Origin of the sequence: Brevibacillus sp. BD137, assembly GCF_041644655.1 — a bacterium.
GTDB lineage: Bacteria > Bacillota > Bacilli > Brevibacillales > Brevibacillaceae > Brevibacillus > Brevibacillus brevis_D.
Genome location: NZ_JAOTNO010000026.1, coordinates 1 through 23,041, shown reverse-complemented (window position 1 = coordinate 23,041; position 23,041 = coordinate 1). Strand labels below are relative to the sequence as shown.

Below are 23,041 nucleotides of genomic sequence, written 5' to 3'. Positions count from 1 at the left end.
GAACGCGATCTGTTTTACTTCACAACGATTTTTTTCGTAGTCTCTATCTTGTATGGCAGATGGTTGCTGTAGTTGAGCTCTACGCGAATTTCATGCTCTCCCTTTGGCAACTTTTTCAGCAAAAACTCTGGTTGATAAATCATCCCTTTTGGTTCGCCATTCAGGTATAGATGTGCGTGTCCCTCTCCAAAGACTGGGGCCTCGGCCAATTCGCCATTATCCTGGACGAACGTGAAGTTCTGTGTTAGCAAGGATACCTCTGCCGTTGTCCCATCCACCTTGACCTCCATATTCACCGCCGGCTTTTCTGCCCCTGCTGGCTGGTTCATGGGAGCGCTCGCTGTAACAGCGGCAGCTGGATCCGATGGTCGATAAGAGTCCGAGACGCTCAGAGGGTCTTTGACCAGAAGTACGATGCCCGCCACCAGTACTACAAGGAAAACAATTCCGCCCAAAATGAGATTGCGCATACTGATAATAAAGACCTTCATGTCTCTACTCTCCCTTTCGCAAGTGCTTGTCACTTATTTGTACATGCATATGCGAGAATGAAGAGAGTTAGAAGCAAAAACTTTTCTAGTAGTTATCGGTAGTTAATAAATTGTACTTCCAAAGGCAGATCAGCCTTGCGAATCGCATTGATAATTTGCTGTAATTCATCTTTGCTTTTTCCCGTCACGCGAATTTGATCGTCTTGAATCTGTGTTTTCACTTTGAGTCCTGTATCTTTAATGATGCTGTTGATCTTTTTCGCATTGTCTTTGTCGATCCCCTGCACCAGCTTGACACGCTGACGGACAGTACCACCCGCTGCCGGTTCTATTTTGCCGTAGTCGAGGTTTTTGATCGGGACATCCCGTTTGACGAGCTTGCCAAGCAAAATGTCCTTTACCTGACTGAGCTTGAAGTCGTCATCGGAGACGAGGACAAGCTCTTCCTTTTCCAAGGAGATGCTGCTCTTGCTCCCTTTGAAGTCAAAGCGATTTTCTATTTCTTTTAATGCGGTCTGAATCGCATTGTTCACTTCGGCCAACTCTACCTTGGACACGATATCAAATGAGCTCTCTTTACTCAAAGGAATTCCCCTCTCTTTTATTAGATCGCGCGGATCAAGCCACCGTCGACGAGGAAGGATTGACCTGTCACGTAGCTGTTTGCAGGCGAAGCCAAGAACGTTACCATACGAGCAAACTCGTCAGGCTGACCGTATCTGCCCAATGGGATTTGCTTCTCCCAATTTTCCCTAACTTCATCTGCACTGATGCTCTTCGCCTCTGCGGTAAGCCCATCCAGTTGTGCCACCCGATCCGTCGCAATTCTGCCAGGCCCGATGGTGTTAATCAGAATCCCATCTGGTCCGAGTTCTGACGAAAGCGTCTTGGAAAGGCCCAATACCCCTGTACGAAACGTATTGGACAGAATCAAATTCTCAATTGGCTGTTTAAAGGACGAGGAGGCGAAGTTGATGATTCTGCCAAACTGGTTCGCTCGCATATGCGGCAAAACAGCACGAATGGCACGTACATAGCTAAGCAAATTTAGCTGGAAGGCTTGCATCCACTGCTCGTCGGTGAGCTGATCGAATCTGCCTGTTGCAGGCCCACCTGAATTGTTAATTAATATATCGACGCTGCCAAAATGCTTGACCGTTTCTTCGACAACTCGCTTGATATCTTCTTCCTTCGTCACATCCACTGTTACGGCAAGAGGTGATTTTCCAGTAGCCTGTTCGATCTCTGCACGAACGATTTCCAGAGCAGCTTCATCTCTACCGCATATCGTGACATTCGCTCCTTCTTGGGCGAGGCACTGCGCTGTTGCCTTCCCCAATCCTTTTGACGAGGCGAGTACCAGAGCCGTTTTTCCTTGCAAAAATAGATCCATATGCATGCTCCTTTCATAGTTCACTCATGTATGTATCTTGATCTCTTTATTCTACAGAACTTTCAGATGAAGGAAAAGCAAAAGAGAAGGGGTACAGCATATGCTCCCCTTCTCTTGCGAATCACTCTACCTCTGTCGGAGGTACGTTCTTGTCTTTGTTTTGTTTTGCCTCTCGTTTTGCTTCGCGCTTCGCTTGACGAGCCGCTTTTCTTGCCAGTCTTTTTGCCTTCGCCCCCTCAAACAGGGAGTACAGGACAGGAACGAGTACTAGTGTTACGACCGTGTGAAAAATCAAGCCGGAGATAACGGCTGTTGCAAGTGGCGCTTCCAAATCTGAGCCTTCCGCCATGGCAAGACCCATCGGCAGCATCCCGAGAATCGCCGTCAGCTTCGTCATAATAACGGGACGAATACGTTCCTTCGTTCCTTGGATAATCGCTTCTGCGGTTTCCATTCCACGTTTGCGCAGCAGGTTGATCCTGTCAATCAAGAGGATCGCGTTGGATACGACGATACCGACAAGCATGATAATCCCGATCATCGCCATTTCACCGAATGTCCGCTGTGTAAGGACGAAGCCAAGCACAACACCGACCAAGGCCATTGGAATGGTCAGCATGATGATAAACGGCTGAGACATCCGCCCGAACTGGGCAACCATGATGACGTAAATCAGAGCCAGAACACCTAAGAATACGAATATCCCTTGACTCATGTTCGTGCTTTGCTCTTTCAACTTACCGGCGATTTCCACTTTATAACCCGCTGGAACAGGCACGTTTGGCAATTTCTCATCAATCTCACGGCCTACTGCCCCTAATTCACTTCCCAGCATCTCGGCAGAAACCGTCACGATGCGTTCGCCTTCTTTACGCTCAATCGTAATCGGAGACTTACTGTACTCCATAACCACCAGATCTGCCAAAGGCACTGCTGCCCCGTCTTTCGATGTCACCGTAATCGTTTTGAGCTGATCTGGGTGCTTCAGCCAGTTGTCCGGCATCTTGGCAACGACATCTACTTCGATTCCATCTTGTGTGATCGACGTAATGTGTTGGCTGCCGATTAACACGCTCATTTGTTGCAACAGTGAACGGTGATCTACATTCAGTCTAGTAAGCGCATCTTGTTTTGGCAGCAACGTAACTTTTTCTTTTCCTTCTTTAAAATCGTTGCGAATGTTGGTGAGCCCGTTGATCGTGCCAAGCATCGCTTCCAGATCGGTTGCGACCTTCCGCATGACCTCCATGTCATCCCCGTAAACATCCAGTTGGATCGGACCGCTTCCGCCTTGTTGTCCGAAAGACATGGAGACGGATTCGATTCCTGGGGTCTCATTCAGGCGCTTATTAATATCCTCGTTCAAAGCGTCCTTATCACGTGTTCTGTCCGTCTTCGGAATTAAGGAAATGAACAATGTTGCTTCTTCCTTGGAAGTAAAGAAGAATACATCCTTTATCTCCGGGATCTCCCGCAGCGATGTTTCCGCGGTGACGGCTGCTTTTTGAGCTGTTTCCAACTTAGAACCGATTGGCATCTTCATATTGACAAAAACAATATTTTCGTTGGCGTTAATTCCTTGACCCATTTTCATAAAAGGTGTGAGGAAAGCAGAACCAACCAGCAATGCAATCGCAAGTAAAACCGTTTTTACCCGATGTCTAATCGCTACTTGTAAAATACCGCTGAATACGCGAATGATAAGGTGTTCCTTGCCTTCTCCTTCTAACGAAACATGCTTATCCTTTTGCAAGAAGCGATTGGAAAACACGGGAACGAAGAAGTAAGCAGCGATCGTCGATGAAATAATAGCAGCGGAAACCGTAAAGGCAATTGTGGCCAAAACCGGTTTCAGCCAATCTTCAAAATCCGCAAAGACAAGTGGCAAAAAGACGATGATGATCGTGAGCTGCGAGGTGAACACAGGTGTCAAAACTTCTCTTGTACCTTTAATAATAGCCTGCTTCAGCTCTTCGCCCTTTTCCCGGTAGTGATAAATACTTTCCAATACGACGATGGCGGCATCGACGATCAAGCCAACTGACAAGCTCAGCGACAGCAAGCTGATCATATCAATGTTGTAGCCTGCGAGTTTCATCGCGATGAACGTCATGAACGCAGAGAGTGGCAGTGTCGTAGCGATGACGAGTGTGACCCTCCAGTTGCGAAGGAAGACGAACAAGATGATGATCGCAAGCGCCCCACCAATCATGACATCCCGGCTGAGATTGCTCACCGCATGCTCGACAAAGGAAGCTCCTTCGAACATGACTTTGATGTTGTATTTGCCGTTTGCTTCTGTGTTTATTTTGCGAACGACTTCTTCTACATTCTTTTGCGTCGTGATCAAGTCATAGCCGTCTGCCCGCGTCACGCTGAGTTGAATAAACACGGAACCGTTTGTCAGGGCGACGTAGTCTTTCACTTTTCCACGCAAATCTTCAATTTGTGCCAATTGGTTCAGAGAAACGGTTCCTTTCGGTGTATCAATTGGCAGTGCCTCTATCTCCTGCGGAGTCTGATAAGTATTGTCAATCATGACAACCGTATCAAATCCCGTGTTCTCCAGTGTACCAATCCCTTGCTTCCAATTTGTATCCTGAAGCTGTGAAATGATAGCCGCTGGCGTTGTTTGATAAGCATTCAATCGCTGTGGCAAAAAGGATATGGTAATTTTATTCTCGAAGCTTTTCTCTTCTACGATTACTTCCTTGACGCCCTCGACTTCTTCAATGCGATCTTTGATCGACGTTTTTGCCAAGCTCAGCATGGTCTTCGGCTCTGCTCCGACGACGGCAAAATCAATCATTTGATCGCTACCCATATTGCTCTGAAAGATATCTACTGTGTTAACCGCTTTCGGAAAACCGTTTCGGAGACGGTTAACGGCATTTTGTACATCTTGCTTAACCTGCTCGCCTTTTCCTTCATTTGCAGAAATATTGATTCTAACGTGACCTGCACTTGTTGAAGAAGAGTATTTTTTAATATCATTAATCGACTTTAGTTCTTGCTCTACTTTCTTCGTTACTTTTTCTTCCATCTCTTCTGGTGGAAGTGCACCACCGGAAATTCTTACGTTAATATCTGGGAAATTCGTCTTTGGAACCAATTCGACATTAAAACTGAATAAGGAACCCAAACCTGCAATGACGAGCAAAAATGTAAACAAGTAGACGATTAGCTGTCTTTTCAGCAAAAAGAGAATCACTTTGTTCATGCAACTATTCTCCCTTCGCCTCTACTTTTTGCCCTTCGACGTAGAATGTAATTCCACTGCGCAGGAGTTGGTCGCCTTCTTTCACTCCAGATACGATTTCGATGGAGTCTCCGACCAATTGACCGGTCTTCACTGGTTTTTTTACTGTCAGTCCATTCTCTACTGCCATTACGTAATGGTCGGTTTGACTCACGCCGACACTTTCTAGCGGCACGAGGAAGCCATTCACTTGGCGCGGCACCTCAATTGTTGCGGCCATTCCTCCACGCCAGTAACCATCTGCATTCGGAATCGTGATCTCGACGCGGTACTTCCCTGTATCCTTGTTCACAACTGGAGAGATAAATGCAATGGTCCCTTCACTTTTCTTACCATCGTCTGCCAAGGCCTGCACCTTCGTTTTCTCACGGAATTGGCCGATCAATTCATTGGAGACATCCAAAGTTACCTTTACGTCGGACAGGTCAACAATACGAATAATTTCTTGACCTGGAGAAGCCTGCTCTCCGATTTGCAGCCTTACATCCACGACTGTTCCCGCAAATGGCGCCTGAATTTTCGCATCATCCAAGCTCTTCTTCGCGCGGTCTACACCGCCAGCAGCAGCTTTAATCGATGCATTGGCGACCATGACATCTTCCGGCTCCGCTCCTTTTTGCAGCTCATTCAGAGACAACTGAGCGTCACGCAGTGTAATCTCTGCTTGCGTAACGGCCCGTTTACTCGCATTTATTTCGTTTTGCGAAATGGCTCCGCCAGCAAACAGCTTCTCACTTGTTGCGAGGTCCTGCTTTGCTTTATCCAGACTGTCTTGCGCACTTTTTACCTGCAAGCGCTTCTGCTCAAGTGCTTCTGCTGTCGCGCCCTTTAACGTCTTGATTTTCCGCGCTGCTGCTTCCTCTACCTGCCCCTGTGCTGCTGCAATTTCTTTTTGGGTGTAACGCGTATCCAATGTGGCCAATAGCTGTCCTTGGGCGATTTTTGCTCCTTTGGTCGCGGAGATCGCTGAGATCGTTCCGCCTGTACCAAATGACAGTACCGCGTCCCGCTTGGCTTCCACCATCCCTGTGACTGCGAGCATCACTGGCTTTGTTGCCTTTTGGACCTTTACAACCTCTACTACCTTCGCCTTTGCCTCTGTCTGCTGCGGTGCCTCTGGTGCTGGTGCTGAACAACCAGCAGCGACCAACATGACCGAAGCCAGAATAATGGATGCCCGTTTTTTCACTAGAATTCCTCCAAATTTTCACAATCATTCCTCATGGCGTAATTGTGCCAGTTTTTACCTCTGCTGCAAAACAGTCAGCGGGTGGAAATTTATCTCCGTCCCAAGACGGATAACAATACCGAACAGCGCATAAATAGATACGCAACAAAACTGGGAAAGTTACCTTTTATTGGACGATCCTGAGGGAAAATTCACAAAAAAAGCAGCCAAGTCATAGACTTGAACTGCCTTTTGGATTTGATCCACGTTATTGTTCGACCAGCTGTTCCAGTTCTTCGAGCAATTCCTTGAAGACACTCAATGCTTCCGCAATCGGCGTTGGCGACGTCATGTCTACGCCTGCGCCCTTGAGCAGATTGAGTGGATAATCTGAGCTGCCGCCCTTGAGGAACTGCAAGTAACGATCCACGGCTGGCTGACCTTCCTCCAAAATCTGCTTGGAAAGAGACGTCGCGGCCGAGAAGCCAGTCGCGTACTTATATACATAGAATCCGCGATAGAAATGAGGGATCCGCGCCCATTCCAGATCAACTTCGCTGTCTACGACCATATCTGGACCATGATAGGCAACATTGAGCTCACGGTAAATCGTACTGAGAGATTCGGCTGTCAGCGGCTCTCCCTGCTCTTCTTTTGCATGAACAATTTTCTCAAACTCGGCAAACATGGTTTGACGGAATACTGTTCCACGGAACTGCTCCAGATAATGATTAATCAAGTACATGCGCTGTTTCTTGTCTGTCGTCGTCTCGAGCAAATGATTCATCAGAAGTGCTTCGTTCAATGTGGAAGCTACTTCTGCTACGAAAATCTTGTAATCGGCATACGTGTAAGGCTGTGCGTGATTGGAATAGTAGCTATGCAAAGCATGCCCCATCTCATGCGCCAGCGTAAACATGTTGTTGACGTTGTCCTGATAGTTCATGAGGACAAACGGATGTGATGTATAGGCGCCCCATGAGTAGGCTCCGCTTGTCTTTCCTTCGTTTTCATGCACATCGATCCAACCGTTGGAAAAGCCCTCATCCAAAATGCGACCGTACTCCTCACCTAGTGGATGAAGTGCTTCTTTGATCGTTGAGACAGCCTGGTCATACGGGATTTTCATGTCCGTCTCAGGTACAATCGGCACATACAAATCGTACATGTGCAATTCATCTACGCCCAATAATTTTTTGCGCAAAGCAATGTAGCGGTGCATGAGCGGAAGATGCTCGTGGATCGTTGCAATTAGGTTATCGTACACAGGGAGCTCCACATTATCGGCAAACAAGGCTGCGTACAGAGCAGACGGATATTTTCTCGTACGTGCGTAGAAAACATCCCCTTTGATGGCAGATGTCAGAGAAGCTGCGATCGTATTGCGGAACTTGCCATACGTACTGTACAATGCCTCGAATGCTTCTTTACGCACGCGTCGGTCCTTGCTTTCCATGAACTGCGTATAGCGTCCCTTGGTCAGCTCGACTTCCTCGCCGTTTTCATCCGTGATCATCGGAAATTTCATGTCAGCGTTGTTGAGCATCCCAAAAATTTTGGAAGGAGAGGACGCAAGCTCACTCATGTTTGCCAGTAATGCTTCTTCCTCGGCGGATAGCGTATGTGGCTTAAAGCGAGTAATCTCATCCAACAAAATGCGATAGTGCTCAAGACCCTCTACTTCTTTGATCCACGTCTGCAAGTCTTCCGTCGGAATCGCCAAAATCTCCGGCTGTATGTACGAAATGGAGCCGTATACTTGCGTGCTCAGGCTAGTCGCTCTGTCAGTCAACCCTTGATACTTGCTATTCGCATTGTCTTCGTCTCGACGCATACGTGCATAGACGTACACTTGGTCAAGCGTCTTCAACAATTCATCTTGCAGAGTCAACACGGCCAGCAGCTGTTTACCCGAAGTAGCCAGAGAGCCTTTCATTGCTGCGATTTTTTCTGTGAGCTGCTTTACTTTTTGAACGTCCGCTTCCCAATCATTATCCGTGGGATACATGTCCTCAAGACGCCATTTGTATTCAGCGGGGACGTCACTGCGTTTCGGCAGTGTTTTGCTTTTATTCACCGTGATCACTCCCTCGTTATTCATGTAAGATGAAATGGTCAAATCATCCATATGTGTATCCTATCGTATTATGCCTATAGGTTCAAATCAATCAGCCGCTTTCACGTTTTCCATAGAAAAAAGCCGAGCTTTCCCAAAATGGAAAAGTCAGCTTCTCCCTACACCGATATAGTGAAAGCCTGCTTCCTTTACCTCCTGGTTCGGCCAGGCATTTCGTCCGTCTACCAAGAGCGGCTGTGCCATGCTTTGATAAACCTGCTTCCAATCCAGTTGGACACACTGTTCCCATTCTGTGACCAATAAGGCGGCGTGTGCTCCCTCGCATGCTTCTGCTGCGGATTGCGTATACGTGATCTGTGGAAACTGCTTACTGACACCAGATACCCCAATCGGATCGAACGCCTTCACGGTAGTACCTTTTTGCAGGAGTGCTTCTATCAATTTGAGCGATGGCGCTTCGCGGATGTCATCCGTATCCGGCTTAAACGTCAACCCCAGAACGGCAATTTGTTTGCCTTTCAGATCAGGGAGTTGCAAGCACAGCTGCTCCAAAAACCAGGCAGGCTGCGTCGCATTCACCTCTCGCACTTTATCCAAAATGCTTAAGTGAATATTGTGCTCTGCTGCGAGCTGCAATAGCGCAATCGTATCCTTCGGAAAACAGGAGCCGCCATAGCCTACTCCTGCCCGTAAAAATTGCGGACCGATTCGGCTGTCCAGTCCCATTCCTCGCGCGATCGTCACGATATCCGTCCCGAGCGCAGTACTCAACCGTGCTAGCTCATTCATGAAGGAGATTCTCGTGGCCAAAAATGCATTGGAAGCGTACTTGATCAGCTCTGCGTTTGCTCTGCTGGTGATTACTCGCGGTGCCTTCACACCGTTGTACAGTTCCTCCATGCGGGCCGCTGCCTGAGGATTATCTACACCAATGACGATTCGCGAAGGCTCCAGAGCGTCTATTAATGCGCTCCCTTCCCGTAAAAACTCCGGGTTGGATGCAACAGATACCCCTTGACAGCCAGCCAGCATCCCCGCTACTTTTTCGCCAGTTCCGACTGGTACGGTACTCTTGATTACCACGATGCGTTCTTGCGGTTCGAGCGAATGGACCTTTTCCACGTCAGAAACAGCCCCGAGTAAATACGTTAAATCGGCTGTGCCGTCTACTGCTTCAGGTGTCCCTACACAAATGAAAAAAATCTCTGCATCCTTCGCTTCCGTCAGGTCCGTATAAAATGCAAGCGCACCATCATCCAATACTTTTTTCAATGCCTCATCCAAGCCCGGCTCGTAAATCGGCGAGATCCCTTGGCGCAATTTTTCTACTTTGGATGCAACGAGGTCAATACCCGTCACCTCATGACCGTTCATGGCAAGGGAAACAGCAGTTGTCAAACCTACATAACCGGTCCCAATAACGGCAACTTTCATTCCTTCACCTCATCATTTTTTCGACACACGCAAATAGAGCTCTTCTAGCTTCATCCGTTGCTTATGGATGTCATGGTTTTTTTCTACTTTCAGTCGAGCCTCTGTCGTGATCTGTGTCCACTCGTGACTTTCTGTTAGTACACGGTTTATCATTTTCCCGAGCGCAGTCGGTGATTTCTCCGGAACCAGATACCCCGTCACTTTGTTTTCAACCAGCTCCGGAATCCCCGCGTGATAGGTGGAAATGACAGGGCGTCCGCTCGCCATCGCTTCCATGATGACATTGGGAATTCCCTCTTGGTTGCCATTTCGCGCTGTCTTGCAAGCGATGATGAATAAATGGCACTTGGTCAGTTCTCGCTGGACTTCACGATGTGGCAGAGCTCCTTTGAGCACGACTTGTGTGCCTAGCCTGTTTTTCTTAATCAGTCGTTTGAGCTTCTTTTTTTCTTCTCCATCACCGACGATGATTAGCTTCGCCTTGGGATATTTTTTATGCACATGCGTAAACGCCTTGATTAGCGTATCCATCCCCTTTTTTTCAGTCAGTCTCCCTACGCTTAACAATCGGTACTCCCCATTATCCACGGGCTGTGGCGGCAGCATGGGAAATTTGCGCAAATCAATTCCCGAGCGGATAAGGGTAATTTTGGACGGAGGACAGCCGAGACGAATCAAGCGCTTTCTCATGTGATTGCTGACGACTGTAAAAGCCTGGCCCTTTCGAAAGAGACGTATAAGGGACCGTCTGTACACTGGATTTTCTTTTACGCGCTTAGTCGCATCAAAGCCGTGAAAGGAAGTGATCAGGGGGAGCTTGCTTTTTTGTGCATAAGGAAGCAATTCTAACCCGGCAGGGCCAAAACGGGCATGCAGGCATTTAAAATTTTTTCGTCGCAGCCAAGTGGAGAGGCCGGCCATATGCTTGCGCACATAGACCGGCGAATAAGGAAATTGTTTTCGATTAAAGGCTCGCTGTCGGGTCAACACGATGGGTTTGACCACTTGATGTCCAAGCAATTGCTCGTAAATGAATGTTTCACTCTTGGGAAGAAACTTTCTGCGATAAACGAGGACCCGATGCATGCAACTGGCCTCCTTTATGGACGGGTGTTACCCCTTCGATTGCGAACGAATCTCTGCTAATTGATGGCGAAGGCCCTCTTCTAGCGTCACTTTTGGTTTGTATCCCAAGCGTTGTTGGGCAAATTGGATGTCCGCACAGGTTCGTAGAGAGTCACCTGCGGGCCCATTTTGATACGTAATGCGAGGGGTCAGATTCATTAACGTGCCCATGATGGATAGTACATCGATGAGCTTGATTTCCCGATCTCCCCCCACATTAAAAATGTCACCAGGAACAGCATGCTGTGCAGCGAGCAGATTCGCCTCTACCGCGTCTGTCACATACGTAAAGTCTCGTGATTGCTGACCATCACCATAGACGATGACCTGTTCGCCTTTCATCATTTGGCGAAAGAAACGATGGAAAGCCATATCCGGACGCTGTCTGGGACCGTATACCGTAAAGTAACGAAGCATGGTAACCGGGAGTCCATAAGCTTTCACATAAACCGAGCAGATTTGCTCCATCGCTTCCTTGGTCACCCCATAGGGGGAAACTGGGCGAAGAGGCGCATTTTCATTCGTTACGATCCCTTGCATCGTCCCGTAAACCGAAGAGGAGGACGAGACCACGATGACAGGTGGCTTCGGTCTTTGCAAGCAAGCCTCCAGCAATTCTTGTGTGGCCAAAATATTATGACTAACATAATCAGCAAAGGACTTTCCCCAGCTGTTTCTCACGCCCGGCAAGGCAGCGAGGTGAAAAACAACATCGACGTTCTCGAGCCAAATGTCCCAACGCCCCGTCTGAAGCGTTGTCGAGTGGAAGGTGAAGGCAGGATGCTTTCCTATTTCGGCCAGATTACGTAATTTCGCAGCTACATCGTAGTTATCGATGAACCCGTCTATCCCGATGACTGCTACGCCATCGTTCAACAATCGCTGCGTCAAATGAGACCCAATAAAACCTGCACAGCCGGTGACAAGAGCTTTCTTCATCGCCTCCGACGCCTCACTTTCTTGAGCCTTCTAATGACTAAATACCCGTCCTTGTAACCATAGATGGCCTTGTACTTTTTGCCCCACCTATTCAGATAATATTTGAATGTTTTTTTTCTTAAATAATTTCGGCGGAACTTCATCTTGCTATCCGTGAGCTGACCTTTATGCTTCGTCCGGTTGTAAAGGATTTGGTTGATGTACCTCACCCGATACTTTTCAATTAATCGCAAAATGATTCGCCGATCCTCCATAATCCTTCCCTCGTATCGATCCGAGGTATCCCAACCACCCACTTGATGTAGGGCTTCTACGCGATAGCAACGTGGAGAAACCATCCAGCGATTGTACTTCAGAAACTGGTATTTATTATGAAATGTCTTGTGCTTCACCTTAATCGACTTGGTATATTTTCCACGCCGAACTTTCCAGATGTTCATGTTCCCATAGAAGAGAGCCGTGCTTTTCCTGCTTTTGTGAATGTACTTTTTAAGTACAGCCAGCGTTCGTTTCGGTAACCAGTCATCGGAATCGAGTTGTACGAGATAAGGGGTATCCACCATTGACAATGCCTTATTCATGACTTTGCCGATCCCAGAATTTTGTTCCATTCGATGATACATAATGTTTGGGTGGTACATATATTTTTCAATTTTACTTCTGGTGCGATCGGTGGACGCATCGTCAATGATCAACAGCTTCCAATCCTTTGAGGTTTGATTCAAGACGCTTTTGATGGCTTTGCGAATAAACTTGGCGCGATTGTATGTCGGAATGACTACAGTAAAGGTCGGATTCATACGTCCTCCCTCTTGACTGCCGGAATGCAAATGGACGATTTGTCGCTGACAATGAAGACTCCTGTACTGTTAGAAGATTGACCCGTCATCATCGATGAGCGTCCGAAAACACTGTTTGTTATTTTCCAAGCAATGTCCTGCAGCGAGCTGTTTTCCAGCAAGATACTGTTTTCGATATACGAGCAATTTCTCAAGCTTACGCCATTTTGGATCGATACGTACGGTCCGATTTGGCAATTTTCAATCACACAATCATCACCGATTCGTACGGGACCCGTAATCTTCGAATTTTTCACAACCGTTCCTTTGCCAATTTGATGTTGATTGCCTAGCTCCCTCGTAAGCATCCACTGGTTTGCCTCCAGCCATCGATCGATGGTTCCCACATCCGAATATTTCCCATGGGTGACGGAGTGAGCCAATTTGAATCCGCGATTTATCATCGATTGAATCGCATCCGTTATTTCTAGTTCGCCTCGGGGAGATGGTTGTAGGGTAGCAATCGACTCGAAAATAGGTGGCGTAAACAGGTATGCACCAATCACTGCCAGGTTGCTCTTTGGCTGACGTGGCTTCTCCTCTACAGAGATCAGTCGTCCTTTTTGTACTTCTGCGATCCCATAATCCTGTGGTCTCTCCACTTTACTTAGCATCACGACACCGTCAGATTTTCCCTTCGTAAACGCTTTTGTAAGCCCGTGAAGCGAATCCATCAATAAATTATCACCTAGTAGCAAGATAAACGGTTCGTCTTGCAAAAACGGTTGCGCTAGCTGGACAGCATGGGCAATTCCCAATGGTACCTCCTGCTTGATAAACGTAATGGTAGCCCCGAATTGACTACCATCGCCCACCATGGGAGGAATTTGTGATTGAGAAGGATGTATCACGATGCCAATGTCTTGAATGCCCACTTCACGCAGTTTGCGAATGCAATAGTGTAAGACCGGGTGATTGGCCACAGGGAGGAGGGTTTTCGGCTGCGAATAGGAAAAGGGGTGCAGTCGCGTCCCACGTCCAGCACACAAGATTAACCCTTTCACAAGTATCACTCCCCAGTTGTGCTCTGCGATACTTATAAGGTATGCGTATCTGGATAGCTGGACAGGGCAGACGTCCACATTGGTGCAAGAAAAGGCAACCACCTACTTCATTTCCACTCCAATTAGCCAGTTTTTAAAAGCTGCTGTTTCTCTTCTATTCGTGTTGGGACGACTGATTCAAATACGTTCAGATAGCCTTGCGCAGTTGCATACCAAGAAAAAAACTTTGCTCGTTGCAGAGCCTGTTTGCCCATTTCATTCCGGACGGCTGGCGAACTCCACAACAACTCCCACACAGCAGGCAATCCTTTTTCCCAATCTTTTGGCGGGATGATAAAGCCACTTTTCTCGTGGGCAACGACTTCACGAATGCCGCCACGTGGAGTGGAAATGACAGGCTTTCCGGCAGCCATTGCCTCTAAATTGACACGGCAAAACGCTTCTTTCCAAACAGACGGTGTGGCTACGACATCCCCAATTTGGTAGTAAAGCGGCATTTTTGCGGATGGGACGAAATTGACGAAGCGCACCTTTTCCCCCAAGGGCTTCGCAAGTCGTTTGAGCTCTCGAACATACGGATTTAGGCGATTGCTGCCGTATCCCGTCCCCCCCACAATCACGAGTTTGGCTTTCGGGTCTTGTTTACTCACCTGGCGAAAGGCTTTGATCAGCACATGTACCCCTTTGCCGCGCATAAGTCGTCCGGCATAAAACAAGATGCGATCATCTGGCTTCAATCCGAGTTCTTGACGCATTTTTTTGACCGCTATTTTTGCAACCTGATAAGGTGTGACATCGACTCCGAGGTGAACCGCATGAATTTTATTGGCGGGAATCTTGCACGTCCGAATAAAATGTTGACGTAAAAACTCACTGTTCGTAATAAAACCCGTTGCCAGTCGAACGGCGCGCTTCATATTTTCCTTGCTGATGATCGGCTGTGACCCGTACACATGAGAGTGCATATTCACAAAGACTGGGATCTTGGGAAAATGGCGTTTTAATGTGAGCACATAGATCGGTCTGTTTTCCACAAGAATGACATCTGGCTTGTTTTTCTTGATATGATGAATAATCCGGCGCAAATATGGCTTTGGCCCTTGATACGGGACACGAATGAACCGCCGATTTTCTTCCACGGATGAGGTTGGGTAGGTCGCACATTGACGAGTGTAGATCGTCACGTTATGCATGGGCTCGATCATCTTTGTGACCTCGTCAATATCGTGTTCGACCGAGCTTCCTTTGACCGGTGGTACAGAAAAGGGACCCGGACTAATAATCGCGATGTTCATTTCGCTCGATCTCCCACTCCTTTTTCAGTGAAAGAACCACTTGATACAAGTACTGCAATTGTTTGGAATGGTTTTCTTCAAGCTTCTCCCATCTTTCTTCCCATGAAGCAAGCGCCTCTTTCAATTCCATCACTTCTTGCTCAAGCTGGTGAACCTGTTCCACGACGGCCTCGTCGGTCTCTCTCATAATAATTTCGAAGGTAGGCTCCAAGAGCAGTTCCTTCGGCTGCTCTGCTCTTGTATTTACGACCAGCTCCTGGACGTTTTCCGTTACTACCTCATCTTGTTTTTCATTGGCTTTTACGATTGAAATACGTTGAACTGCCTCATCTACGACATAGTTTCCTGAAAACACACCTGGTGTTACCCAATGAGACAGATCCCATTTTTTTCGTTTTTCCACAAGTTATCGCCTCCTGAAGCTTGCATCTACGTAATATGTTATGACAGACAAGGAAAATGGGTACGTGTACGGTGACATAGAAAAAACCGCTTGATTTGGATGAAATCAAAGCGGTTGCCCGTGGTCTCTCATATTTGCTTGTCTGCGGAAGTTCAAGCTGTAAAGACGCGCTTGTTCTACGGTTGTTATCTGTTGCTTTTGCCATTCGAGCAAGATCCGGTCAATATAGCGGATGTGGAGCTTGCCGACGGTTGCAGCCTCACGCAAAGCAGTCAAAATCAAGTCTTCCTGATAGCCGTCCTGTTCGGTCCACATATGGATGTTCTCCAATTCAAACGGCGCTAGCGGGCGGCCAAATGCCTGCTCAAAACGAGCGTAAATGGCAACAGGTTCGGCATCCAGAGAAACGGCCACTTCCATAAAAGGGTCGATACTTCTCGGGTCTGCTTGCTGCTCCCGCCAGGTCTGGTACAGCTTTTTGTACAACGGTGTCAAATTATATTGCTCATGACGCATACCAGTTTGTGGATCGATAAACTCATCTATCGTAATCCAATCTTCTTTTAATAGCTTTTGAAGAGATTGAATCAATCTCCTGCTTGTCATGGACATGCGTTCCTCCAGCTCTGTTAAGGTCGGGAATCGATTCCCTTCCTGCTGAAAGGACAGCAGATGAATCAGTAGCATCATCTCGTCATCAGTCAATGACATACGCTTATACATTTTCAAAAGAAGGTTAGAGACGGATGTTGCTCCTTCTTGCAACAATTGCAATATATGGGAGTCCATAACGCATATTCACCTCTGGGTTGGGATAACAAGGGAGTGCGTAAAACGCGCTGTCATACAATAGGAACACCCTGCTGCCCTCGCGCAACAGGGTGTAGATCGTTCATCGATAAAGGAACTCTATGGATAGAGACGATTCAGCATGCGTGGGAATGGAATGGTTTCGCGCACATGATCCAGCCCGCAAATCCATGCAATGGTACGCTCCAGACCCAAACCGAAGCCGGAGTGAGGAACTGTACCGTATTTTCGCAGGTCCATATACCAGCGATAAGCCTCTTCCGAAAGCTCATGCTCAGCAAAACGTTTCTCCAAGAGTTCTGGATCATCAATCCGCTGGCTACCCCCGATGATTTCACCATAGCCTTCTGGTGCGATCATATCCGCGCACAGAACCACTTCTGGACGTTCAGGGTGTGGCTTCATGTAGAAAGCCTTGATTTCGGTAGGATAATGGGTGATGAAAACAGGCTTGTCGAAATGGTCCGCAATCATCGTCTCATCCGGTGCACCGAAGTCGTCTCCCCATTTAATCTCGCTACCTTTTTCCTGCAAGAGTTTAATCGCATCATCATAAGAGATGCGTGGGAACGATCCCGTTACATTTTGCAGTTTTGTTGTATCGCGCTCCAACGTTTTCAGTTCGCGCTCACAGTTTTTCAATACGGATTGTACCACGTGAGAAACAAACGCTTCCTGAATACGCAGATTTTCTTCGTGATCTACGAAAGCCATCTCCGGCTCGATCATCCAGAACTCGATCAAGTGACGACGTGTCTTGGATTTCTCGGCACGGAAAGTTGGTCCGAAAGAGTAAACGCGACCTAACGCCATAGCGGCTGCTTCCATATAAAGCTGGCCGGACTGCGAGAGATACGCATCCTCATCAAAATATTTGGTATGGAACAGGTTGGTGGTACCTTCCGCAGAGGTCGGTGTCAAAATTGGCGGGTCTACTTTTACGAAACCGTTCTCGTGGAAGAACTCATACATGGCGCGAATCACCTCGGAACGCACAGCCATGACTGCACGCTGACGTGGAGAACGCAGCCACAGGTGGCGATGGTCCATCAGGAAGTCAACACCGTGTTCCTTCAAGGAAATCGGATATTCCTGGGCGATCTGGATAATTTCCACACCTGTTACTGTCAGTTCGTAACCGCTTGGTGCGCGGTCATCCGCACGAACTGAACCAGTTATGTAAAGTGAGCTTTCTTGTGTGAGCTGCGATGCATTTTCCCACACTTCTTCCGCTACTTCCGCTTTTACTACTACACCTTGAATGAAGCCGGATCCGTCGCGGAGCTGCAAAAATTGAATCTTGCCGCTGCTGCGTTTGTTGTATAACCAGCATCCCAGGCGTACTTCTTGTCCAACATGCTGCCCGATTCGGGCAATCGTCGTCAACATTGAATGATTCCCTCCATTTACCATGCCATGCAAATACAGACTAAGTATACCAAACAATTATACTATTGGGTGCCTGCAAATTCAATGAAAGTCTCCCTGTATAATGTTAACGATAAAATAATTATGTAAACTCAATATACATTTGGGAGACCTGATCTCAACATCGGCCTCCCTGCTTCTGAATCATCCACTCGCCCCATTGTTGTTTCCTACCGAATTATTTATCGTCCTCGCTATCGTATTCTTCACTACTTTCATAATCTTGCTCGAGGTCACTATCATCCGTGTCTTCTTCATCTTCATCCGTGTCGTGATCGTCCATGTCATCCTCGTCCATGTACGTATCTTCCCTGTCTTCATCATACGTATCTTCGTCGACCATGTCCTCATCTTCCATGTCTTCCTCATCTGTATCTTCGTCTTCCACATCTTCCTCATACGTATCTTCGTCGACCATGTCCTCATCTTCCACATCTTCATCATTCGTATCTTCGTCATCCACGTCTTCCTCATCAAAGTCGTGATCTTCCTCGACTTCTTCTGCCTCCAATTGTCCACTCTCTGTTGACCAGTCCAACATTTCGTGTGGGACATCTACTCCTTTTACTCCAATTCCAATCCAGTGAATCACACCAGTCGCTTCCTGCCCCTCCTGATTGCGAAATACGGTGATGAGTGCCGAAGTCCTTTTCGTATATTTGAGCGATGTATAGATGCCCGGTTGATTTGTCATCGCCACCATACAATAATGTGTATCCGCAAAAGGCTGTGGCAATCGAACAATCACATCTGTAGACTTGCTTGTGGCAGAAAGTCTGAAGGGGACGAAACCGTATTGTTGCAAGGTTACTCCTATATGATTATGGGTCTCAATTACCGGAAAGGATAATTTCTCCGCATCAATGGACTGATTTGCAATATGATGCGTAGTGACAGCTTTGGACGCAATTTTAGAACCGGTCACGGAGTCCTCTGCCAGTTTTTCCTGCGTAATGATCCGGTTTTGCAGGTGCTGTTCTGTTATGCTCTTGCTAATCAGATGACTTCCTTTGAGCGTTCCTTCCTTAATATGTGTTCCATCCAGGCTGCCTTTTATGACATGAGCACCATGAACGGAATGGCTATCTAGCTTGCTCGCATCAATGCTCTGATCGGCTATTTTCTCTCGGGTGACACTGCCGTCCTGTAATTTTTCCTTGGAAATGGAGTTACCCTGGAGATGGTCCGCTTGAATGATGTGACTGTTGAGATGTGTAGATGAAATTGCTTTTTCCGCAATCTTTTCCCCCGTCACGGCTAATCTGCCCAAATGGCGGGTCTTGATCGCATCTTTGGCTATTTTGGGCGCTGTGATGACAGCATCACCAAGCTTGCTTGTCGTAATGCTTAGATCCGAGATTTTGTCTGTGGAAACAGATTCCGGCGCCAACTTTGAGGTGGTCACCAAGTGGTCATGCAAATGCTGGGTCTGGATGATGTACTCGCGTAGATGATTGCCCCCAATAATTCTGTCAGTCAAATGCTGTTCTTCCACAGATCTTCTTGCCAGCTTTTCTGAGCGAATGGTTCCGTCAATCAGATGTCGTGAACTCACGCTCTCATCGAGCAAGTGTTGCTCTCCTACACACCTGTTCGCCAATTTGTCGGCAGTGATCGCCTTATCAGCTATCTTGGCTGAGGTAATTTGTTGATCCCCAATTTTTTTAGCCGTCAGCATCCCGTCTTGCAAGTGACTCGATAGGACACTGCCAGCTTGTAAATGTGTGCTGCCAATTGATTCTTTGGCAAGCTTTTCTGCCGTGACACTATTGTTGTCCAAATGCTCAGTCAATATCGCATACGGCCCCACTTTATCACTGGTCACCGCTTCTGGATGTAAATGCTGGCTATAAATGGCCTGAAATGCGATGTGATGATCTGTGATGCTGCCAGCGCTAATGTTGCTGCCATCGATTAGCTCTTCCGTGAGATGATGATGGTAAATGGAGCCTTCACGAATATGTTGAGACTCAATTGTATCTTCGTCTATCTTCGTCGAAGTTACAGCTCCATCGCGTAATTTATCGCCTGTGACAGCTCCATCCTCAATCTTCACTGTGTTGATCACATAATTGGCGAGATTACTTGTTTGAATGGTCCCCATCTTTATTTTTTCCGAGGTAATCGATTGATCCTGAATCAACTCATTCGTGATCGCTTGCTCTTGAATATGCTTGCTTTGGATCGAGTGATCGGCAAATTTCATCGAGTCGATGGTTTTATCGGCTAACTTCTCGGAAGTAATGCTATGGTTGATCAATTTTTGCGCGGAAATCGAATAATCCAACAAATGCTCGCCGCTTACGATTCCCTGCCCCAGATGATCCCTCTGTACCGCATGCGGGGCGAGTTTGGTGGAAGTGACGCTCTTGTCCGCGAGTTTACTGCTGTCCACGGCATAATCCTTCAAAATCGAATTATCCACGGCGCCTTGCTTAATTTTTGACGCGTCGATGGCCCGGTTCGCAATTTTTTCTGTTGTCACGGATTGATCTGTCAAGTCGTCTGTATAGACAAATGATTGGACACGATCATCATTTCGGTCTTTGATGACCTTCGAATAAAAGTTCGGATTAGCAGTTGAGCTCTGTTTGGAGGAAGCGTTTTGTTTGGAAGATACGTTCTGTTTGGAAGACGTATCCGGTTTGGAAGACGTATCCGGTTTGGAAGACGTATCCGGTTTGGAAGGTAAATCCTGTCTGGAAGCTGAATCCCGTCTGGAAGCTGAATCCTGTCTGGAAACTGAATCCTGTCTGGAAGCTGAATCCCGTCTGGAAGCTGAATCCTGTCTGGAAGTTGAATCCTGTCTGGAAAACGAGTCCTGTTTGGAGGATAGGTCCTGCTTGGGTACTTTGGGAATCGGGTTTTGTTGCTCTTTCGGTGTGGCAGCAGAGATGGGAGGTATTCTGTGACTGCTCTCCAAATGACTTTCAAGCAGATTTAATTCGAGGTCTTCCATCCACTCCCGATCGGGTGATGATGTATATGAGAGCGGTAACTCGTGCATGGTCTGCCTAAAGGTTTTGCTCAAACTTTTGTTTGCTTTTCGCCGGTTCACATTGGCCATAGGGTCTCCTTGCCTCCTGATTTCATTCCCGTATCACCTTTGTAGGATATTCATCCATTTACTTATTTGGCACCGTGTCTACAAAATTGTTTCATCCTGATTTGCCCAAGTGGCCAGCAAACACAAAAAAACCTGCTTCGCCGACTCTTCCCTTGGCTAGCAGGTTCATTATCTTCACTTATACAGCAACTTCTTCCTTCGTTTGTGACAATAGGGCCCTGAACTCATCGCCTTGCAGAACTTCCGCTTCCAACAATGTATGCAAGCCCGTTTGGAATACGGAATCAAATTGTCTCAAAAGATTGCGAGTTTCTGCGAGCAATCCTTCCAGCAGACGCTCAACCTCGTCATGAATCCGATTCTTATCCACGTATTGCAAATGTACGATCCCCAGCTCGGACATACCGCTTTGTACAATTTCCTGTGCCATTCCCAGCGCCTGCTCGAAGTCATTCTTCGATCCAGTACTGCGCCCACCGTAGTAGATTTCCTCCGCTACGGCTCCTCCAAGGCTAACCATGATTTGCTTCTCCATCGCTTCCTTGGTATACAGATAGCGGTCTTCCATTGGATTCTGTCGGACGTATCCCAGTGCTTTGCCTCGTGGACTCAGCGTGACCTGCGAAACAGAGCCTGGTCGCACGCTCTCACTGACAATGGCATGTCCCAATTCATGGAGAGCAACGCGCTTCTTCTCTTCCTCAGATGCTTGACGGTCTACCTTCTCTCCGAGCATAACCTTGTCCACCGCATAGCCAAAATGCTTCGCTGTGATCTTGTCCTGGCGGTCACGCATGGCGTAAATAGCTGCTTCATTGGCTACACTCTCCAGCTGCGCGCCAGAAAATCCGAATGTCTCCTGAGCCACTTTTTCCAGTGTGACGTCCTCGCCTAGCGGTTTATTGGCCGTATGAATGGTCAAAATCTGCTCGCGTGCTGGTTTGTCCGGAAGATCAACGCTAATATGACGGTCAAAACGACCAGGACGCAACAGCGCTGCGTCGAGCATATCCTTCCGGTTCGTAGCTGCCATGACTAAAACCCGCGGTTTGTCAGTCGTAGCTACACCATCCATCTCCGTCAACAGTTGATTCAAGGTTTGATCGTATTCTCGCTGCTGTTGACCGTCCCTTTTTCCACCGACGACATCGATCTCATCGATAAAAATAATCGCGCTGTCTTGCCCATTTTTCTCTGCTAATGCCTTCGCTTCCTGAAACAATTCACGGACGCGTTGTGCACCGACACCGACGTACATCTCCACGAACTGCGAACCCGATGCCGCCACAAAAGCAGAATTTGTATAGTTTGCTGCCGCTTTCGCCATCAGTGTCTTACCTGTACCAGGAGGACCTGTCAAAAGAACACCTTTAATCGGACGAATCCCGTACTGCTCAATTTTGTCTTTATACACGAGAAAATCAAGCGATTCCTTCAGTTCTTTTTTGGCGCGTTCCTGTCCACCGATATCGGCAAACTGCACGTCCGATTTCGGCAGCTCATGCTTGTTTGCTTTTCTTTTCCCTCCGAGGGCGACATTTCCACCTTGACCATTTTGCTGGCGGATGACTAGAAAGTAAATCGCACCCAGTACGGCTCCGAACACCAGGAATGGCGTAATGTTTACACCAAGAAAAACAAGAAAAATCAACAGTGCAGGTACGACGCCGATCAGTATTTCCTTACGCACGTGCCGTCACCTCTTTTTCATTGGATCGGGGGATGATGGTATAAAAATCCTCCGTTCCTTTTTTCATATAAACATAAATGTTCTTGTCATCCATCGATGCAGATGCTTGGTCGAGTTGATTCCCCTTTTTCCATTGTTCCATAAGGGCTGGAATGCGGCTATATTCATGCAACTCCACTGCTTCGGTAAACACAAATTGACCACTCTGCCAAATATCGTGCATCGTTGTCGACTGATTGTCGATGTCAATGACCACTTCTTTTTCCCCTGCGATCTTTTTTGTCTCCGTTAGCAGATTCCGATATTCTGCTGGAAATGCGTCTGGTTTTGTAACAGTTACATCTATTTGAATTTTATCTTTGTTGATTTCCAAATTGCCCAATGTTGCGGACTGCATTTGTCCAATTTCTGCACGGATTGGCTCCTCAATCTCCATCTTTTGATACAAGAACCATCCTCCGAACAGGAGTGCCAAGGTTGCCACCAAAGATAATCCAATTGCGCTCTTTTTCATCTGCACGGCTACTCCCCCCATAAATATCGTTCTCGTTTTCTCTCTCTTCAACGTCCTCAGTATATCACACGAGTATATCATTTTCTTATACAGATGTTGGATGGA

General features: G+C 47.4%; 18 protein-coding genes. All 18 read right to left on the bottom strand.

Annotated elements, in window-relative coordinates:
- Window positions 1–14 precede the first annotated feature (14 nt).
- The 18 genes from ODZ53_RS29000 to ODZ53_RS28915 all read right to left on the bottom strand — a co-directional run bounded on the left by ODZ53_RS29000 (window position 15) and on the right by ODZ53_RS28915 (window position 22,942).
- Window positions 15–491, bottom strand: coding sequence for a hypothetical protein (locus ODZ53_RS29000; protein ID WP_012686211.1), 477 nt, complete (start codon window positions 489–491; stop codon window positions 15–17).
- A 92-nt stretch (window positions 492–583) separates the two neighbouring features.
- Window positions 584–1,075 carry a YajQ family cyclic di-GMP-binding protein gene (locus ODZ53_RS28995; RefSeq protein WP_064200014.1) on the bottom strand — a complete coding sequence of 164 codons (492 nt, stop codon included), beginning with the start codon at window positions 1,073–1,075 and terminating at the stop codon, window positions 584–586.
- Between the two features lie 20 nt (window positions 1,076–1,095).
- Window positions 1,096–1,884 (bottom strand): SDR family oxidoreductase, encoded by a 789-nt coding sequence (locus ODZ53_RS28990; RefSeq protein ID WP_372681830.1) that lies wholly within the window; start codon window positions 1,882–1,884, stop codon window positions 1,096–1,098.
- A 121-nt stretch (window positions 1,885–2,005) separates the two neighbouring features.
- A complete protein-coding gene (locus tag ODZ53_RS28985) occupies window positions 2,006–5,104 on the bottom strand; it encodes an efflux RND transporter permease subunit (RefSeq protein WP_372681828.1) in 3,099 nt (1,032 codons plus the stop codon).
- 4 nt (window positions 5,105–5,108) lie between these two features.
- Window positions 5,109–6,332: an efflux RND transporter periplasmic adaptor subunit gene (locus ODZ53_RS28980; RefSeq protein WP_087350245.1), complete on the bottom strand. Its 1,224-nt coding sequence runs from the start codon at window positions 6,330–6,332 to the stop codon at window positions 5,109–5,111.
- Window positions 6,333–6,579: 247 nt separating this feature from the next.
- Window positions 6,580–8,439 carry an oligoendopeptidase F gene (gene pepF, locus ODZ53_RS28975; RefSeq protein WP_199927037.1) on the bottom strand — a complete coding sequence of 620 codons (1,860 nt, stop codon included), beginning with the start codon at window positions 8,437–8,439 and terminating at the stop codon, window positions 6,580–6,582.
- A 96-nt stretch (window positions 8,440–8,535) separates the two neighbouring features.
- Window positions 8,536–9,822 (bottom strand): UDP-glucose dehydrogenase family protein, encoded by a 1,287-nt coding sequence (locus ODZ53_RS28970; protein ID WP_372681825.1) that lies wholly within the window; start codon window positions 9,820–9,822, stop codon window positions 8,536–8,538.
- A 12-nt stretch (window positions 9,823–9,834) separates the two neighbouring features.
- The gene (locus ODZ53_RS28965) at window positions 9,835–10,908 is read right to left on the bottom strand and encodes a glycosyltransferase (protein WP_372681823.1); all 1,074 of its coding nucleotides are present in this window, start codon (window positions 10,906–10,908) and stop codon (window positions 9,835–9,837) included.
- A 27-nt stretch (window positions 10,909–10,935) separates the two neighbouring features.
- The gene (locus tag ODZ53_RS28960; protein ID WP_199927040.1) at window positions 10,936–11,886 is read right to left on the bottom strand and encodes an NAD-dependent epimerase/dehydratase family protein; all 951 of its coding nucleotides are present in this window, start codon (window positions 11,884–11,886) and stop codon (window positions 10,936–10,938) included.
- On the bottom strand, window positions 11,883–12,686 hold the full coding sequence (locus ODZ53_RS28955; protein ID WP_372681821.1) for a glycosyltransferase family 2 protein: 804 nt from the start codon (window positions 12,684–12,686) through the stop codon (window positions 11,883–11,885). Before ODZ53_RS28955 ends, ODZ53_RS28960 begins: the two co-directional genes overlap by 4 nt.
- Window positions 12,683–13,729 carry a glucose-1-phosphate thymidylyltransferase gene (locus tag ODZ53_RS28950; protein WP_199927042.1) on the bottom strand — a complete coding sequence of 349 codons (1,047 nt, stop codon included), beginning with the start codon at window positions 13,727–13,729 and terminating at the stop codon, window positions 12,683–12,685. Before ODZ53_RS28950 ends, ODZ53_RS28955 begins: the two co-directional genes overlap by 4 nt.
- Window positions 13,730–13,851: 122 nt before the next feature.
- The gene (locus ODZ53_RS28945) at window positions 13,852–15,024 is read right to left on the bottom strand and encodes a glycosyltransferase family 4 protein (RefSeq protein WP_173603909.1); all 1,173 of its coding nucleotides are present in this window, start codon (window positions 15,022–15,024) and stop codon (window positions 13,852–13,854) included.
- Window positions 15,005–15,427, bottom strand: coding sequence for a hypothetical protein (locus ODZ53_RS28940; protein WP_372681818.1), 423 nt, complete (start codon window positions 15,425–15,427; stop codon window positions 15,005–15,007). The genes ODZ53_RS28945 and ODZ53_RS28940 overlap by 20 nt, the downstream gene beginning before the upstream one ends.
- Window positions 15,428–15,532: 105 nt before the next feature.
- Window positions 15,533–16,216, bottom strand: a complete 684-nt coding sequence (locus tag ODZ53_RS28935) for a DnaD domain-containing protein (RefSeq protein WP_199927044.1) — start codon at window positions 16,214–16,216, stop codon at window positions 15,533–15,535.
- 120 nt (window positions 16,217–16,336) lie between these two features.
- Window positions 16,337–17,626 (bottom strand): asparagine--tRNA ligase, encoded by a 1,290-nt coding sequence (asnS, locus tag ODZ53_RS28930; RefSeq protein WP_012686198.1) that lies wholly within the window; start codon window positions 17,624–17,626, stop codon window positions 16,337–16,339.
- A 217-nt stretch (window positions 17,627–17,843) separates the two neighbouring features.
- Window positions 17,844–20,732 carry a WIAG-tail domain gene (locus ODZ53_RS28925; RefSeq protein ID WP_372681816.1) on the bottom strand — a complete coding sequence of 963 codons (2,889 nt, stop codon included), beginning with the start codon at window positions 20,730–20,732 and terminating at the stop codon, window positions 17,844–17,846.
- A gap of 178 nt (window positions 20,733–20,910) precedes the next feature.
- Window positions 20,911–22,422, bottom strand: a complete 1,512-nt coding sequence (locus tag ODZ53_RS28920; RefSeq protein WP_372681814.1) for an AAA family ATPase — start codon at window positions 22,420–22,422, stop codon at window positions 20,911–20,913.
- Window positions 22,415–22,942: a hypothetical protein gene (locus tag ODZ53_RS28915; protein WP_064199999.1), complete on the bottom strand. Its 528-nt coding sequence runs from the start codon at window positions 22,940–22,942 to the stop codon at window positions 22,415–22,417. Before ODZ53_RS28915 ends, ODZ53_RS28920 begins: the two co-directional genes overlap by 8 nt.
- Between the last annotated feature and the right edge of the window lie 99 nt (window positions 22,943–23,041).

What these genes read in the sequence shown, in the direction of transcription:
- ODZ53_RS29000 (WP_012686211.1), bottom strand. Translation starts at nt 491, where the DNA reads ATGAAGGTCTTTATTATCAGTATGCGCAATCTCATTTTGGGCGGAATT.
- ODZ53_RS28990 (WP_372681830.1), bottom strand. Translation starts at nt 1,884, where the DNA reads ATGGATCTATTTTTGCAAGGAAAAACGGCTCTGGTACTCGCCTCGTCA.
- ODZ53_RS28985 (WP_372681828.1), bottom strand. Translation starts at nt 5,104, where the DNA reads ATGAACAAAGTGATTCTCTTTTTGCTGAAAAGACAGCTAATCGTCTAC.
- pepF (WP_199927037.1), bottom strand. Translation starts at nt 8,439, where the DNA reads ATGGATGATTTGACCATTTCATCTTACATGAATAACGAGGGAGTGATC.
- ODZ53_RS28970 (WP_372681825.1), bottom strand. Translation starts at nt 9,822, where the DNA reads ATGAAAGTTGCCGTTATTGGGACCGGTTATGTAGGTTTGACAACTGCT.
- ODZ53_RS28965 (WP_372681823.1), bottom strand. Translation starts at nt 10,908, where the DNA reads ATGCATCGGGTCCTCGTTTATCGCAGAAAGTTTCTTCCCAAGAGTGAA.
- ODZ53_RS28960 (WP_199927040.1), bottom strand. Translation starts at nt 11,886, where the DNA reads ATGAAGAAAGCTCTTGTCACCGGCTGTGCAGGTTTTATTGGGTCTCAT.
- ODZ53_RS28955 (WP_372681821.1), bottom strand. Translation starts at nt 12,686, where the DNA reads ATGAATCCGACCTTTACTGTAGTCATTCCGACATACAATCGCGCCAAG.
- ODZ53_RS28945 (WP_173603909.1), bottom strand. Translation starts at nt 15,024, where the DNA reads ATGAACATCGCGATTATTAGTCCGGGTCCCTTTTCTGTACCACCGGTC.
- ODZ53_RS28935 (WP_199927044.1), bottom strand. Translation starts at nt 16,216, where the DNA reads ATGGACTCCCATATATTGCAATTGTTGCAAGAAGGAGCAACATCCGTC.
- asnS (WP_012686198.1), bottom strand. Translation starts at nt 17,626, where the DNA reads ATGTTGACGACGATTGCCCGAATCGGGCAGCATGTTGGACAAGAAGTA.
- ODZ53_RS28925 (WP_372681816.1), bottom strand. Translation starts at nt 20,732, where the DNA reads ATGGCCAATGTGAACCGGCGAAAAGCAAACAAAAGTTTGAGCAAAACC.